This window comes from Massilimicrobiota sp. SW1139, from assembly GCF_012027715.1.
Classification (GTDB): domain Bacteria; phylum Bacillota_I; class Bacilli_A; order Erysipelotrichales; family Coprobacillaceae; genus Allocoprobacillus; species Allocoprobacillus merdigallinarum.
Map to the genome: position 1 here is coordinate 63,789 of NZ_SJOR01000004.1, position 15,594 is coordinate 79,382.

14 protein-coding genes are annotated in these 15,594 nt (G+C 32.9%); 12 read left to right on the forward strand and 2 right to left on the reverse strand.

Annotated features, from left to right (window positions below):
• The first annotated feature begins 1 nt into the window (after position 1).
• The 4 genes from E0K96_RS03710 to proS all read left to right on the forward strand — a co-directional run bounded on the left by E0K96_RS03710 (position 2) and on the right by proS (position 5,905).
• On the forward strand, positions 2-1,129 hold the full coding sequence (locus E0K96_RS03710) for an exonuclease SbcCD subunit D (RefSeq protein WP_168081270.1): 1,128 nt from the start codon (positions 2-4) through the stop codon (positions 1,127-1,129).
• Positions 1,116-4,190: an AAA family ATPase gene (locus tag E0K96_RS03715; protein ID WP_168081272.1), complete on the forward strand. Its 3,075-nt coding sequence runs from the start codon at positions 1,116-1,118 to the stop codon at positions 4,188-4,190. Before E0K96_RS03710 ends, E0K96_RS03715 begins: the two co-directional genes overlap by 14 nt.
• Positions 4,191-4,195: 5 nt before the next feature.
• On the forward strand, positions 4,196-4,405 hold the full coding sequence (locus tag E0K96_RS03720) for a DUF4177 domain-containing protein (protein WP_240924420.1): 210 nt from the start codon (positions 4,196-4,198) through the stop codon (positions 4,403-4,405).
• Positions 4,406-4,468: 63 nt separating this feature from the next.
• On the forward strand, positions 4,469-5,905 hold the full coding sequence (gene proS / locus E0K96_RS03725) for a proline--tRNA ligase (protein WP_168081274.1): 1,437 nt from the start codon (positions 4,469-4,471) through the stop codon (positions 5,903-5,905).
• A 77-nt stretch (positions 5,906-5,982) separates the two neighbouring features.
• Here proS and E0K96_RS03730 read toward each other — a convergent pair whose 3' ends face one another.
• Positions 5,983-6,579: a pentapeptide repeat-containing protein gene (locus E0K96_RS03730; protein ID WP_168081276.1), complete on the reverse strand. Its 597-nt coding sequence runs from the start codon at positions 6,577-6,579 to the stop codon at positions 5,983-5,985.
• A gap of 143 nt (positions 6,580-6,722) precedes the next feature.
• On the opposite strand from E0K96_RS03730, the gene E0K96_RS03735 reads away from it, so the two are divergent.
• From E0K96_RS03735 to E0K96_RS03760, 6 genes are read left to right on the forward strand one after another with little or no spacing between them, the layout of a single operon-like run.
• On the forward strand, positions 6,723-7,553 hold the full coding sequence (locus E0K96_RS03735) for a pyridoxamine kinase (protein WP_168081278.1): 831 nt from the start codon (positions 6,723-6,725) through the stop codon (positions 7,551-7,553).
• Positions 7,550-8,191, forward strand: coding sequence for a TatD family nuclease-associated radical SAM protein (locus tag E0K96_RS03740; RefSeq protein ID WP_087243972.1), 642 nt, complete (start codon positions 7,550-7,552; stop codon positions 8,189-8,191). Before E0K96_RS03735 ends, E0K96_RS03740 begins: the two co-directional genes overlap by 4 nt.
• A gap of 12 nt (positions 8,192-8,203) precedes the next feature.
• A complete protein-coding gene (locus tag E0K96_RS03745) occupies positions 8,204-8,941 on the forward strand; it encodes a tyrosine-protein phosphatase (RefSeq protein ID WP_168081280.1) in 738 nt (245 codons plus the stop codon).
• A 52-nt stretch (positions 8,942-8,993) separates the two neighbouring features.
• Positions 8,994-9,428 carry an MG284/MPN403 family protein gene (locus E0K96_RS03750; protein WP_129739341.1) on the forward strand — a complete coding sequence of 145 codons (435 nt, stop codon included), beginning with the start codon at positions 8,994-8,996 and terminating at the stop codon, positions 9,426-9,428.
• Positions 9,429-9,487: 59 nt separating this feature from the next.
• The gene (locus E0K96_RS03755; protein WP_129739343.1) at positions 9,488-10,312 is read left to right on the forward strand and encodes a DUF7973 family transport facilitator; all 825 of its coding nucleotides are present in this window, start codon (positions 9,488-9,490) and stop codon (positions 10,310-10,312) included.
• 12 nt (positions 10,313-10,324) lie between these two features.
• Positions 10,325-11,377 (forward strand): molybdopterin-binding protein, encoded by a 1,053-nt coding sequence (locus tag E0K96_RS03760; protein ID WP_168081282.1) that lies wholly within the window; start codon positions 10,325-10,327, stop codon positions 11,375-11,377.
• Between the two features lie 333 nt (positions 11,378-11,710).
• On the opposite strand, the gene E0K96_RS03765 is transcribed toward E0K96_RS03760, so the two are convergent.
• A complete protein-coding gene (locus E0K96_RS03765; protein ID WP_168081284.1) occupies positions 11,711-12,592 on the reverse strand; it encodes a LysR family transcriptional regulator in 882 nt (293 codons plus the stop codon).
• A gap of 159 nt (positions 12,593-12,751) precedes the next feature.
• On the opposite strand from E0K96_RS03765, the gene E0K96_RS03770 reads away from it, so the two are divergent.
• Complete coding sequence (locus E0K96_RS03770; protein WP_168081286.1) at positions 12,752-14,029, forward strand: adenylosuccinate synthase; 1,278 nt, start codon at positions 12,752-12,754, stop codon at positions 14,027-14,029.
• 12 nt (positions 14,030-14,041) lie between these two features.
• Positions 14,042-15,589, forward strand: coding sequence for a glutamine-hydrolyzing GMP synthase (guaA, locus tag E0K96_RS03775; protein ID WP_168081289.1), 1,548 nt, complete (start codon positions 14,042-14,044; stop codon positions 15,587-15,589).
• The last annotated feature ends 5 nt before the right edge of the window (positions 15,590-15,594 follow it).

The following is a 15,594-nucleotide window of genomic DNA, read 5'->3' on the forward strand; positions in this document are numbered from 1 at the left end:
CATGAAGTTTGTACATATTGGGGATTTACATTTAGGGAAAGTCATACATCAATATTCTTTATTAGATATTCAACGTGAATTGTTATTTGAATTATTAACATATATGGATGAGCAGGATATCCGTTTATTAGTCATTGCAGGTGATGTTTATGATCGTTTGATACCAAGTCAGGAGGCAGTGAATTTATTAGATGATTTTTTAAGTCAGGCTTTATTGACTTATCATATTCAGGTTTTAATGATTAGTGGTAATCATGATAGTAGGGATCGTTTACATTTTGCAAGTTCTATTTTATCGGAAAATGGTTTACATATTGAAACATATTTAAAAGAGAATATGGCTTTTGTAGAGTATGGAAAGACAAGGTTTTATTTATTGCCTTTTGTCAAGCCATCACAGGTGAAAATGTTATATCCTGATCAGGACATACATGATTATCAAAGTGCATTATCTTTTTATCTTTCCAAGCAAAGTCTTGATTATGATTATCAAAATATACTGGTCACACATCAATTTGTTGGACATTCTAGTGTCACAAGTGAATCAGAAGTTCCATTAAGTGTAGGAGGCAGTGAAATCATTGATGCTTCTTTATTTGATGATTTTGATTATGTCGCTTTAGGACATCTTCATGCACCTCAAAAGGTGAAACGTGAAACGATGCGTTATAGTGGGTCTTTGATGTGTTATTCTTTTGATGAAGTGAATCAAAAAAAATTGATTGTGATTGTGGATACAGATGATTTGTCTATCACAACCCATGAATTACATCCAGGTCAGACCTTAAAAAAATATCAAGGTACATTTGCACAGTTTATGCAAAATGATTTTATTGAGAAAAAAGATGATTTTTTAGCTTTTGAATTATTAGATGAAACCATTGTTCCTCATGCGATTGAACAACTTCGCGTTTTATATCCTCATCTTTTACAGATCACTTATCAATATTTAATGAAACATAATCAGACAAGTTCATTTCAACCGATACAATCTATTCAACAGATGGATACTTTGTCATTATTTGAACAATTTTATCAAGATGTCAAAAGTCAAAAATTAAATGATTTACAAAAAGATGTTGTCAAAACATTATTGGAAAAGGCAGGTGAAGAGAGTGAGAATTATTAAATTAACAATGAATGCTTTTATGACTTATAAGGATTTCACTGTTGTTGATTTTGAAAATATGTTAGATCATGGCTTATATTTAATTAGTGGACCAACAGGTTCAGGAAAAACAACTCTCTTTGATGCGATTACGTTTGCTTTGTATGGAGAAGCCAGTGGTTCACATCGACATGTTTCTTATTTTCGCAGTGACTTTGCGGATGCAGAAGATGAAACATATGTAGAATTGACTTTTGAATTACATCAACATATCTATACGATCAAGCGTTCACCGACTTATTATCGTGAAGGCTATAAAACACCTAAAAATGCCAATGCTTATTTAGATGATGGAGAAAACATGATTGAAGGAGTTAAAGAAGTCAATGCCAAAATCAAGGAATTATTAGGTGTTGATGTTCATCAGTTTAAACAGATTGTCATGATTGCACAAGGTGAGTTTACGGAACTGATTTATGCCAGCAGTGAAGAAAGAGAACGTGTTTTACGTCATGTTTTTCATAGTGAATCACTGGTTGTTTTTGAAAATCTATTGAAAGAACAGGTAAAAACTTACAAAGATCAGTTTTTATTATCATCACAAGCTTTATCATCACGTTTTTCCATGTTGCAGCTAGATTCTGCATTTATGGACATGCATCAACAGGAATTCCATCCTTCCTATATTCAGGAAGCCACTTTGAAAAATGAAAAGCTTCATGATCAGTTACAACACTATCAGGCATCTTATCAAAATGCGAAGACAAGCTATGATCAGTTTGCGAATCTTTATTATCAAAAACAACAACAAAATCTTCAGTTATCAGAATTACAGCAAATCACACAACAATATCAGACTTTACAAAACCAAGAAAAGATGATGGCTTCATTGAAACATGATTTAGATCAAGTAGCAGCCATCAAAGATCATCAATCTTTATTAGACCAGTATCAGCAAATCAAACTGTCATATCAACAGGCCATGAATCAAAAACAAAAAGTTCATAAACAGTTAGAAACTTCTCAAAAACAGTTTGAACAGCTTGAAAGAGAATATCAACAATTAGAAAAAGAGAAACAAAAAAAAGATCAGCTTTTATTAGATATTGATAATACCAAACAATCTTTAGAAAAATATCAACAATATCACCAGCTTCTTCAACAATATCAAAACCAATACAAACAATATCAATCTATGCAAAACGATTATCAAAATTTACAGTCACGCTATGAAAAGCTAGACAATCGTATTCAACGTGATCAGGAAAATGTCAATCGTTTACCGCGCTTAGAATTGGAATTAGAACAAAATGAGAAAAATGTCAAAGATATTAATAAAAAAAGAGTCATGATTCATGAACTCAGTCAGTTTTATGATGAATGGAAATCTTTAGAAGATCATCACTATGATTTGTCAGTGAATTATCAAAAGAAGCATCAAAAATATGAAGATATATTAGTCAAATATCGCCATGAAGATGAACTCTTCCGTCGTCAACAGGCTGGTATTTTAGCATCTCATTTAAAAGAAAATGAACCTTGTCCAGTCTGTGGTTCAACGCATCATCCTCATTTGGCTCAACTGGAAACATCGGTTTTATCTTCTCATGAATTAGAGAATTTATCTCAACAGGTAGAAGTGCTTAATCAACAACAACAGGAAGCATATCAGGAAGTTTTCCAACAAAATGAACTTGTTCAACAAATGAAAACACGTATTGAGATGTTAAAAAAACAGCTGGATATTCAAGAAGAATTATCAAAAGAAGTTTTTATTCGTTTATTATCTGATATTGTACAGGTTATTGATGAACAGGAAAAAACATATCAGAAAAAATATAATGATGTGATTTATTTAAAGAAGATTCAAAAAAATCTGAAACAGGATCATCTTTTACTTCAACAACAGAATCAATATCTACAGGATATGAAAAATCAGATCATTGATAAAGAAAAACAGTTATCTTTATTACATCAACAATATACACAGCTTCAAGAAGAATATCATTTGTCTAATGAACAAGATATCTCTGTTTTATTGAAACAGCAACAAATACAATTTCATCGTCTTGATCAGCATATTCATGATATTGAAAATCAATATCATCAATGCCAAAAAGATATTTCTGTTTATACGCATCAGCTTGAAACATTCTCTAGTCAAATAGATGATTTAGAATCAAAACAGGAAGCATATACACAGCGTTATCAGGCATTTATTGATCAATACTTTGATAGTGAAGAACAGTTTTTAGATTATCAAAAGCGTCAACAGTCTATTTTCAATCAGGAAAAAACTTATCAAAATTATATCATTCAAAAAGAAGCGTTAGGGAAACAAAAACAGCTTTTAGAAGAGAAAACCAAAGATTATCACATGACTGATTTGTCTTTAGAAAAACAACAGTTAGATGCATTGGCACAAAAACGTGATGAAACTTATACACAATATCATGAGACTTTACATGTTTATAAGCAAAATCAGGAAACATTAGATCAGTTAGATAAAGATTATCATAAAAATCAGAATATTTTTGAAAAGTATACACTTTATCAGGATTTATATGATTATACATCAGGAAAGAATCCTTTACGTATGTCTTTTGAAAGATATGTTTTATCAGCTTATTTTGAACAGATTCTCGAATTTGCGAATATTGAGCTATTAAAAATGACACAAGGACGATTTGCCTTGTATCGTAAAAAAGATGTCAAAGGTGTTAAACAACAAGGATTGGATTTAAGTGTTCTGGATTATGAAACGGGAATGATGCGAGATATTCAGTCTTTATCAGGTGGAGAATCTTTTAAAGCGGCTTTATCACTGGCTTTAGGTCTATCGTCTATGATTCAAAATTATGCTGGAGGCATTGAATTAAATACGCTATTTATTGATGAAGGTTTTGGGACTTTAGATCATGAATCTATTGATCAGGCTTTATCAGTTTTAATGGATTTAAAGAATGATCATAAGACAATTGGTATTATTTCTCATGTTGATGAATTGAAAGAAAGAATTGATACTCAGATTATTGTGGAAAAAGGACAACAGGGTAGTTCATTACATATTGAAAGGGGATAAGCCAAATGAAACTGATTTATAAATATCATCGCATGACAGCCAAGGTTTCAGGTTTTGGAATCACTGAATATCGTTTTGAAAAGTTGCATGAGATCATTGATAGCTATGCAAGTGAAGGATGGCGTTATGCAGGGTGGACTCCAGTTTTGCAAAGAGGCAATGGTTACATAGAAGAAATAGATTTGGTTTTTGAAAAAGAAAAAGTCGAGTCCTAATTGCTTTTTAGTTAAATTCTTGTATAATAGTAAGGTAAATATTAGAGAAGGGGTATAGAAAAAATGGCAAATAAAGTAAAAAATGATGCGATTACATCAAGAGATGAAGACTTTGCGAAATGGTATACAGATGTTTGTCGTAAAGCCGAATTAATGGATTATTCAAGTGTCAAAGGGTTTATTATCTATCGCCCATATGGTTATGCGTTATGGGAAATGATTCAAGCCTATATGGACAAAAAATTTAAAGAAACGGGACATGAAAATGTTTATATGCCGATGTTAATCCCTGAATCATTATTAAAAAAAGAAGCTGATCATGTTGAAGGATTTGCGCCTGAATGTGCAGTTGTCACACGTGGTGGATTAGATGAATTGGAAGAACATTTATTGATTCGTCCTACATCTGAAACATTATTTTGTGAACATTATGCAAAGATTGTCAATTCTTATCGTGATTTACCAAAATTATATAATCAATGGTGCTCTGTTGTGCGTTGGGAGAAAACAACAAGACCATTTTTAAGAGGTTCAGAATTTTTATGGCAGGAAGGACATACGATTCATGCAACAGCAAAAGAAGCGAAAGAAGAAACAATGCGTATGTTGGATATCTATGAAACAACTGCCAGAGAATTATTGGCTATTCCAATGGTAACAGGTAGAAAAACAGAAAGAGAAAAATTTGCAGGAGCAGAAGAAACATATACAATTGAAGCTTTAATGCATGATGGAAAAGCATTGCAGTCTGGAACATCACATTATTTTGGTGATGGTTTTGCGAAAGCTTTTGATATGAAATTCTTAGACAAAGATAATCAGCTTAAATATGTTTATCAGACTTCATGGGGTGTTTCAACACGTTTACTTGGAGCGATTATTATGGTTCATGGTGATGATAATGGGTTAGTCTTACCTCCAAGAGTCGCACCAACACAAGTGATGATTATTCCAATTCAACAACAAAAAGAAGGAATTTTAGATAAAGCTTATGAACTTCAGGCTCAATTACAGGCTAAAGGTATCCGTGTGAAAGTGGATGCGAGTGACAAATCACCAGGATGGAAGTTCTCAGAAGCTGAAATGCGTGGTATTCCATTACGTTTAGAAGTGGGTCCAAGAGATTTACAGAATGGTCAATGTGTTGTCGCTAAACGTGTGAATGGTGAAAAATTAACTTTAGCTCTTGATGAGACATTACCAGACAAATTAGCTCATTTATTAGATGAAGTTCATGAAGAAATGTATCAGAAAGCTTTAAAATTTAGAGATGAACATATCACTGATGTCACAACTTATGAAGAATTTAAAGACGTTTTAAATAACAAAGGTGGTTACGTTAAAATGCCTTGGTGTGGTGATGAAGCATGTGAAGTGAAGATCAAAGAAGACACAGCTGCAACATCACGTTGTATTGATACAGATGCCCACGCTGATGGGGTTTGTCCAATTTGTGGTAAGAAAGCAAAACATATTGTTTATTTTGCAAGAGCATATTAAAACTATGGAAAAAAGAAATGAACCTCATGATTTGAATTTCTAAATCATGAAGTTCACTTCTAATCACCATAGTTTTTTTATTCCTTGATTTTGACTTTTAATAAATGGATGAGAGCTGGAGCCTGATTATAGGCAATGATAGCCCCAGCAATATCTTGAGAAGATGTCATGATGCCTTCAATCTGACATGAAGAAAAATCAATATGAGAAAGTGAGGCGTGGAGAAATTCACATTCTCGTAAATCGCATTCATCAAAGCTTGTTTTTGTCATTTTGACTTCTACAAAACTGGCATTTTGTAGACAACAATGTTGAAACTGCACTGTTTTATTATGCATGAATGCAAAATTCGCAAATGAGCATAGACATTCTTGAAAAGTGACCTGATCAAAAATGGATTCAGAAAAATCAGTACCCATCAATTTACAGTTTTCAAAACGGACATGTCTAAAAAGTGTATGGTTCAATTTGATATTGGATAAATCACAATGAATAAAAGTGACATTGACAAAATAACTGTTTTCAAAAGAAACATCTTGAAAATCAATATGTTCAAACTGACAATGTTGAAAGTCTTTATGTTTGAAATGACTATCAAAAATAGCTTCATCCTGATAATGTTGATCTATGATTGTATCTTGTGTTAAATCTGTTTTGAAACAATGCTTATCCATAATGAACTCCTTTTCTGATATTTTTCATTATCATAACATAGAATGATGGAAAATGAAATCATACAGAGTTGTTCCTTTTCAAGATACATTTCTTCTTTTTTAGATGTGTTTGTGATAAAATAGGATAAAAATGGGGTGTAAATATGCAAAAGAAGATTGCTTTAATTAATGATATGACAGGATTTGGAAGATGTGCGATTGCGGCTATGGCACCTATTGTATCCGCTATGAAGATACAAGCTGTTCCTATTCCTACCGCTATTTTATCAACCCATACCCAATTTCCCGTTTATTATTTTGATGATTATACATCAAGGATGAAAGATTATATCCAGACTTATAAAGATCTGCATTTAGAATTTGATGCCATTGCGACAGGTTTTTTAGGTTCTGAAGAACAGGTTGATATTGTGATTGATTTTATTCAGACTTTTAAAAGAAAAGAAACGTTTATTCTTGTGGATCCTGTGATGGGAGATCATGGAAAATTGTATAAGACATATACACCTGCCATGTGTCAGAAGATGAAAGAACTGGTTCAATATGCGGATTTAATGACACCGAATTTAACTGAACTTGTCACTTTAGTTGATCGCCCTTACCCTGAGTCTTTGCCTTCATTTGATGAACTCAAAGAGATGTGTGAACAGTTATCAAGACAAGGACCATCTCATATTGTTGTGACAGGTATACCGTTTAATGATAAACAGATTTTAAATTTTATTTATAATAAACATGAAGATTATCAGATTGTAATGGTGGATCGCATTGGTAAAGATCGTTGTGGAACAGGAGATGTTATTGCGGCTGTTATAGCAGGAAGCTATTTGAATGGATTGAGTTTTTATGAAAGTGTCAAAAAAGCAACAGCCTTTGCTTCAAAATGTATTCGCTTTTGTGAACAAACACATGTCCCTCATCATTATGGTTTGAGCTTTGAAGAATATTTATATGAGTTAGGAGAAGATTTATGATTTTATATACAATACACGGCAATGGTTATCAGGATATCAGTGAATTAGCTTCATTAGAAGATGTCACAGTTTATGTTAATTTAACCAATCGTTGTCCTTGTGCCTGTACATTTTGTTTAAGACAGACAAAGGAAATGGAAGAAGGACATAGTTTATGGCTTAAAGAGGAACCGACTGTTGAAGATGTAATTAAAGAGTTTCAAAAATATGATTTAGATGATTTCCATGAAGTTGTTTTCTGTGGTTTTGGTGAACCCTTAGAAAGAGTGGAAGATGTGATACAGATTGCAGGGATTTTAAAGCATTTTCGAAGAGATTTACCTATTCGTGTCAATACCAATGGTTTAGCTTGTTTGATTCATCAAAGAGATGTAACACCTGAATTCAAGGGAAGAATTGATACAGTTTCAATTAGTTTAAATGCTCCTGATGCTAAGGAGTATGATGCATTAACACGCAGTCGTTTTGGGATAGAGTCTTTTCAGGCTATGCTTGATTTTGCAAAGTCTTGCCTAGAGTATGTTCCATTTGTTGTGATGAGTGTTGTAGATATTATTGGTGAAGAGAAAATAAAGAAATGTCAGGCAATTTGTGATGATTTAGGCGTGACTTTACGTGTCCGTCCTTTTGAAGAATAGGAGAGTGAAAATATGCTATATATGACAAGAGAAGAACGTCAGATTCAATTAGAGAAAATGGTTAATACAAGAGATTTAGGTGGTTATGAAACACAGGGTGGAATGTATAGTCGTGCTCATAAGTATATCAGAGCAGCTGCACCTACTTATGCAACTTCAAAAGACATTCAGACTTTAAAGGATTATGGTGTTAAAGTTGTGATTGATTTAAGAAGTGATTTTGAAAAAGAGTGTCAGCCTAATCCATTTCAAAACGAAAAAGATATTGATTATTATGAAGTGAATTTATTTGATTCTACTAAAGCTACTATTGTTCCTGAAGAAGTGAAAACTTATAAAGACTTAGGTGGTGTCTATATTTATATGTTAGAAGGGATGAAACATAAATTTAAAGAATTGTTTGATATCTTTGTGAAATATCCTTATGAAGGCATTATGTTTCATTGTTCTGCTGGTAAAGATCGTACAGGTGTCACTGCAGCTTTATTGTTGGATCTGATTGGATGTCATGAATATGATATTGTGAAAGATTATAGTGAATCTTATGAAAATAATATAGATATTAATGCATCTTTGGCACAAATGATGGATAATGAAGAAGCGAAACAATATTTAAGATCTTCACCTCGATATATGATGGAATTATTGGATTATTTAAGAGAACATTATGGTAGTGCTAAAGAGTATTTATTGGAAATTGGGTTAAAAAATGAAGAAATTGAACAATTAATTGAGAATTTTACAATTTAAAAAAGAAAAATGCCCTCTAAAATGCGTATATAAGTATTAGGAGGGATTTTTTATGGAAAAACATTTAACTTTAAAACAGAAGGATCATGTCGCAAGGAAAATTTATAAAACTTATCAAAGAGCCCAGTTAGATATCCTGTATTTGAATCAGCATTATAATTATTATCCACAGGTTGATATGTTTAAAGTGAAAGACACATCATCTTCATATCATAATGGTGATGAGAAAATGATTAAGCAATTAGAGCGTAAGCAGAAATTAGAAAGTTTTGTTGGGATTATTCATCAGATACATAATCATTTATCAAAAGACACTTATGAATTTATTGAACATGAGTATATTAATTATTATCAGGCTTCATGGTGGATGAGCTTTTATTCACGTGCCAGTTATTATCGTATGAAACATAGGGCTTTGGATGAATTTATAGAGTGTATTCAGATATTTTGGAGTGAAGAGGAAATTTTATCTTTGCTGGATTCATAGTTTGAAAAAGAGTAGAAAAATAGTCCTTTATCTTATACAATGGATAGGGGGGTGATTTTATGTTTGATGATTTGATGCTGATTTTATCTTTTTTTGCTGGTGTATTAGGAACTTTTATAGGTGGAACACAAACTTTTATTTGTACTGGTTTTATAGGTATTGTTGTAGCTGTTGTGCAGGCGTGTGGTGGGAATATTTCTTTTTTAGAGCCTTATGTTTTAAATGGTTTGTTTTTACCATGTATTATTTTTAATGGTTCTGTTGTTGCGACAGCTTTAGCAGCGTACTATAGTGATAAAATACGTGGGTTTGAAACAGGACGTTCATTGGGCTTTATTCAAGATATTAGAATTTTACTGTTTGGAGGATTGGGTGGAGTTGCAGGTTATCTGATTTATGCAATTGCCATATATTATGATTTTCCTATTGATCAGGGAGCTTTATCGGTTGTCACAATTGGAGTGCTGACACGTTTGTTTTTAAATCGAGAACAGTTTATAAATAAGTCGTCTTTACATTTTTTAAAAACACGTTCTTTGAATTATTGGGGTTATCAGGTTTTGTTTGCCTTAGCTATTTCATTTTGTATGGGAATAGTTGTCAAATATACAGGATTATATACAATTGGTTTTTCTATTAGTGCTTTTTCTTTGATTTTTGCGTTGGTTGATGATGGTTTTCCTGCAACACATCATATTACATTGATTGCTGGGTATGCATATTGGCAAACACAAAATATGGGATTATGTTTAATCTTTGGTTTATTAGCACATCTTATAGGATTATTGTTTAGTTATGTATTTAACCTGGATTGTGGAACACATGTTGATCCACCTGCGATTGCTATTGGTTCATTGAGTTTTGTGATTTTTACTTTGTTTTAGGAGGGTATTTTTATGAATGTAGAAATTATAAATGTTGGGACAGAACTGTTATTAGGAGAAATTGTAAATACGAATGCCACACTTTTGGAAAAAATGTGTAAAGATTTAGGGTTTAATGTGTATTATCAAAGTGTTGTGGGTGATAATCCTCAAAGATTATATGATTGTTTAAAGATTGCTTTTGAACGTGGGGCTGACTGTGTCATCACAACAGGAGGACTCGGACCTACGACAGACGATTTGACTAAAGAACTGTCAGCTAAGTATTTAGGCTTGGACATGGTTTATGATGAAGAAGAAGCACGAAAAGTAGATATCAAATGTCGCTATTGTACAGGTGTTGACCAGGTTCCTGACAATAATTTTAAGCAAGCTTATTATCCTCGAGACGCTTATATTTTAGAAAATGATATGGGAACAGCTAATGGCTGTGCCATGTCTGATGGACAACGTATGATCATTAATTTACCTGGTCCACCTAAAGAACTGCAATATGTTGTTGAACACTCTTTGATTCCTTATCTTACCAAATGGAAACAAGATACGATTTATACTTATGAATATTTAACAATGTTTATTGGTGAAAGTAAGATTGATGAAATGTTGAGAGATTTGATTGAAGGTCAAAAAGATGTTTCTATAGCCTTATATGCTGGAGAAGAAACAGTACGTATTCGTTTGGCTGTTAAAGCATCTTCTCAAGAGGTGGCTGATGCTTTGATGAAAGATGTGAAGATGGAAATAGAACACCGTATGGCTGAATATATCATTCAAGAAAAGGATTTAAAAGCAGCTGTACTCAAAAAACAGCCCAAAATTTCTTTGACATATCATGGTGACTTTCGTTTTCATGATGAATGGTTGAAACCATTGATGCATGAGTCTGCTAATATTCATATCATGGTTGACACAAGACAGGAATCTCTTGGAGAAGTTGTTTGTGTATCTATAAATGATGATTATTTTGAAATTCCAACATTTGTGAAAGCTGAATATTCTTATGCGAAAGTAGAGGCTAGATTTATAGCAAAACTCTACCAATATATAGTGAGACATAATCAGTAAAAATATGGTACTTTTGAAAACTATTCCTATGTTTGTATAGTGAAAGTGTTTACATTTTAATAAAATTGAAAAAATATTGATAAAATCAACATAATTTTAAATTTTTAGTTGCATGAAAACAAACTTTATATATAATAGGAGTTGTCCAAAGGGACAATGTGTATATCATATCATAATATTCCTCGATATACATGGAAAGCAAAGTATTCATATAATTTACTCAAAATGATCCCTGTTAGAGGCAGCAGTCTAACAGCCAAATAGTGAACAGCAGCGCTATGGATCAATATAAGAAAAGAGCGATATTTCAGGGTGTATCGCTCTTTTCTTATGTCATTCATTTTGAAAAACTGGTAAAAGTTCAATGAATTTGGATGTGGCTGGAGTTAATGTCTTGCGTGAAAGATAAGCATATCCAATGCTGCGTTTAGGTAAAGCGTGCGTGAGATTCACTTCATAAATCTGATGATTATCCAGTTCATGTTGTGAGAATTCTTTAATCACACAAGCTTTTCCTAAATGATTTTTAGCAGCTTCTAAAAGAAGATTATGAGAACCCAGTTCAATGCTAGGGTTTAATAAGAAGCCTTGCATAGCAAAATAGTCATCAACAAACTGTCTGGAATTTGAATTTTTCTCTAACATGATGAGAGGTTCATTCACAAGCTCTTCCATTGTATATGAATGAGAGTCTTGATGTGAACTGACAAAAATATCATGAATTTGTAGACATTCACGAATGGTAATGGCTTCATCATAAAGAGGCATATTAATAAATCCCAAATCAATATCTCCTGTTTTTAATAAGTCTATGATTTCCAGACTGGTACGATTGACCATCTTGATTTTGACATGAGGATAATGCTGGTGAAAAAGAACAAGATAAGGCATGATATAGTTTTCGCTTAATGTGTCACCAGCACCTATAAGCAGTTCTCCCTGATTTAATTCATGAAAATGGGCGATTTGATTTTCAGCACTGGTAATTAAGGATAAGGCTTCAGAAATCTTCTGATGGAGGATTTGTCCTTCTTTGGTTAAAATAACCCCTTTAGATTGACGAATAAATAGCTGCGTATGTAATTCTTTTTCTAAAAGACGAATGGCCTGACTGACAGCAGATTGTGAAATAAAGAGATTTCTGGCAGCGAGAGAAAAAGAAAGCGTTGAGGCTGCCTCATTAAAGATTTTATATTGTTCGAGTTTAATGTTCATATTAGCTCTCCTTATACCAATGTTTTTAAATATTAATTTTACTAATGTTTTGTTTTATTTTATAATAGAAGTGTTGATACGTCAATTATGATAAATTTTGATTGTATATAGGAGTCATATTTTATATAATATTGATGTAAAAAGAAAGGATGAAGTTTTATGGCTGGTGTGGTTGTAGTAGGAAGCATGTGGGGAGATGAAGGTAAAGGAAAAGTTACTGATTATCTTGCCCAAAAAGCTGATGTTGTTGTACGTTATGCAGGAGGAAACAATGCAGGACATACAATTGTGTATGATGGAAAGAAATTTGCATTGAAATTAATACCTTCTGGAATTTTTAGTGGACATGAAGTTATGATGGGAAATGGGATGGTTGTTAATCCTAAAGCCTTTTTGGAAGAAGTCAAATATTTAAATGATGCGGGTATTGATACAAGTAAGATTCGTGTTAGTGATCGTTGTCATGTGATTTTACCTTATCATCTTGAAATTGATGCGATTCAGGAAGCAAGAAAAGGAGATCATAGCATTGGGACAACAAAACGTGGTATTGGACCATGTTATATTGATAAGTATAGTCGCATTGGTATTCGTATGGGTGAGTTTATTGATGAAGACTTATTTTTAGAAAGATTGAAAGAAACTTTCCCAATGAAAGTGATGGAATATCCTGAATTAGAAGGACAATTCACTGTTGAAAGTATTTTTGAAGAATATAAAGAATATGCAAAATTGATCAAACCACTTGTTTGTGATACAGGAATGTTATTAGATCAATATTTACGTGAAGATCGTAAAGTGTTATTTGAAGGTGCGCAAGGCGCTATGTTGGATATTGATTATGGAACTTATCCATATGTAACAAGTTCTCATCCAGGCGCTAATGGAGTGAGTGAAGGGACTGGTATTGGGCCTTTATATATTAAAGAAGCGATTGGGATTATCAAATCATATACAACACGTGTAGGAGCTGGACCTTTCCCAACAGAATTACATGATGAAGTTGGAGATTTCATTCGTGAAAGAGGACATGAATATGGAACAGTGACACAACGTGCAAGACGTACAGGATGGTTTGATGCAGTGGTTGTCAATCAATCACGTAGAATGTCTAGTTTAACAGGAATTGCTTTGATGTTATTGGATGTTTTAAGTGGTTTAGATACAATTAAAATCTGTACGGCCTATAAATATAAAGGTGAAGTGATTCATGGTTTACCTTCTACAATTAAGGGTATTGAAGAAGTGGAACCTATTTACGAAGAAATGCCTGGATGGAAAGAAGATATTACACATGTGAAATCTTTTGAAGAATTACCAGTCAATTGTCAAAACTATATCAGACGTATTGAAGAGTTAATTCATTGTCCAATTGTCATGTTCTCAGTTGGACCAGATAGAGAACAGACAGTTGTTTTAAAAGATATTCAATTTTAAGGAGGGAAATGAGTGAAAAGAGAATTAGTCATTGTTTTAGACTTTGGTGGTCAGTATAATCAGTTAGTGGCTAGACGTGTTCGAGAATGTAATGTTTATTGTGAAATTTATTCATATAAAACAGATCTTGAAAAGATTAAAGAAATGAATCCTAAGGGAATTATTTTAACAGGTGGACCTAACAGCTGTTATGAAGCAGATTCACCTACATATTCAAAAGAATTATTTGAACTTGGTATTCCTGTTTTAGGATTATGTTATGGGGCACAATTAATGCAACATGTTTTAGGTGGTAAGGTAGAACGTGCTGATGTCAGAGAATATGGAAAATCTCATTTAATTGTGAGTAAAGAAAATTCAGCTTTATTTACAGATGTGCCTAAAGAATCAACTTGCTGGATGAGTCATTTTGATTATATTTCTGAGATTGCTGATGGATTTGAAATTTCATCTTATACAAAAGATTGTCCAGTGGCTTCATGTGAAAATGAAGCAAAGAAATTGTATGCCATTCAATTCCATCCTGAAGTTTTACATACAGAATATGGAAAAACAATTTTATCTAACTTTGTCTTGAATGTTTGTGGATGTTCAGGAGATTGGCGTATGGACTCATTTGTTGAAGAACAAATCAAAGCGATTAGAGAAAAAGTTGGAGATGGAAAAGTTTTATGTGCCTTATCTGGTGGAGTGGATTCATCAGTAGCAGCAGTTCTTCTTTCTAAAGCGATTGGAAATCAATTGACTTGTGTATTTGTTGATCATGGATTACTTCGTAAAAACGAAGGTGATGAAGTAGAAGCTGTTTTTGGACCTAAAGGACCATATGAATTAAACTTCATTAGAGTAAATGCGCAAGAAAGATATTATGAAAAATTAAAAGGTGTGACTGAACCTGAAGCCAAAAGAAAAATTATTGGTGAAGAGTTCATTCGTGTCTTTGAAGAAGAAGCGAAAAAGATTGGGGCTGTTGATTTCTTAGTTCAAGGAACAATCTATCCAGATGTTGTTGAAAGTGGATTAGGTGGAGAATCTGCAGTCATCAAGTCACATCATAACGTAGGTGGACTTCCTGATTATGTAGATTTTAGAGAAATCATTGAACCATTAAGAGATTTATTTAAAGATGAAGTTCGTAAAGTGGGATTGGAATTAGGTATTCCTGAATATTTAGTATTCAGACAACCATTCCCAGGACCAGGACTTGGTATTCGTATTATTGGCGAAGTGACTGCTGAAAAAGTCAGAATTGTACAAGATGCAGATGCTATTTATCGTGAAGAAATTGCCAATGCTGGATTAGATCGTACAATTGGTCAATACTTTGCAGCACTCACAAATATGCGTTCTGTTGGTGTCATGGGTGATGAAAGAACTTATGATTATGCGATAGCTTTACGTGCTGTCAATACAATTGACTTTATGACTGCAGAAGCTGCACAAATTCCTTATGAAGTCTTAAATAAAGTGATGTCAAGAATTATTAACGAGGTTCGTGGTGTGAATAGAGTATTCTATGATATTACATCGAAGCCTCCTGGGACAATAGAGTTCGAATAACACAA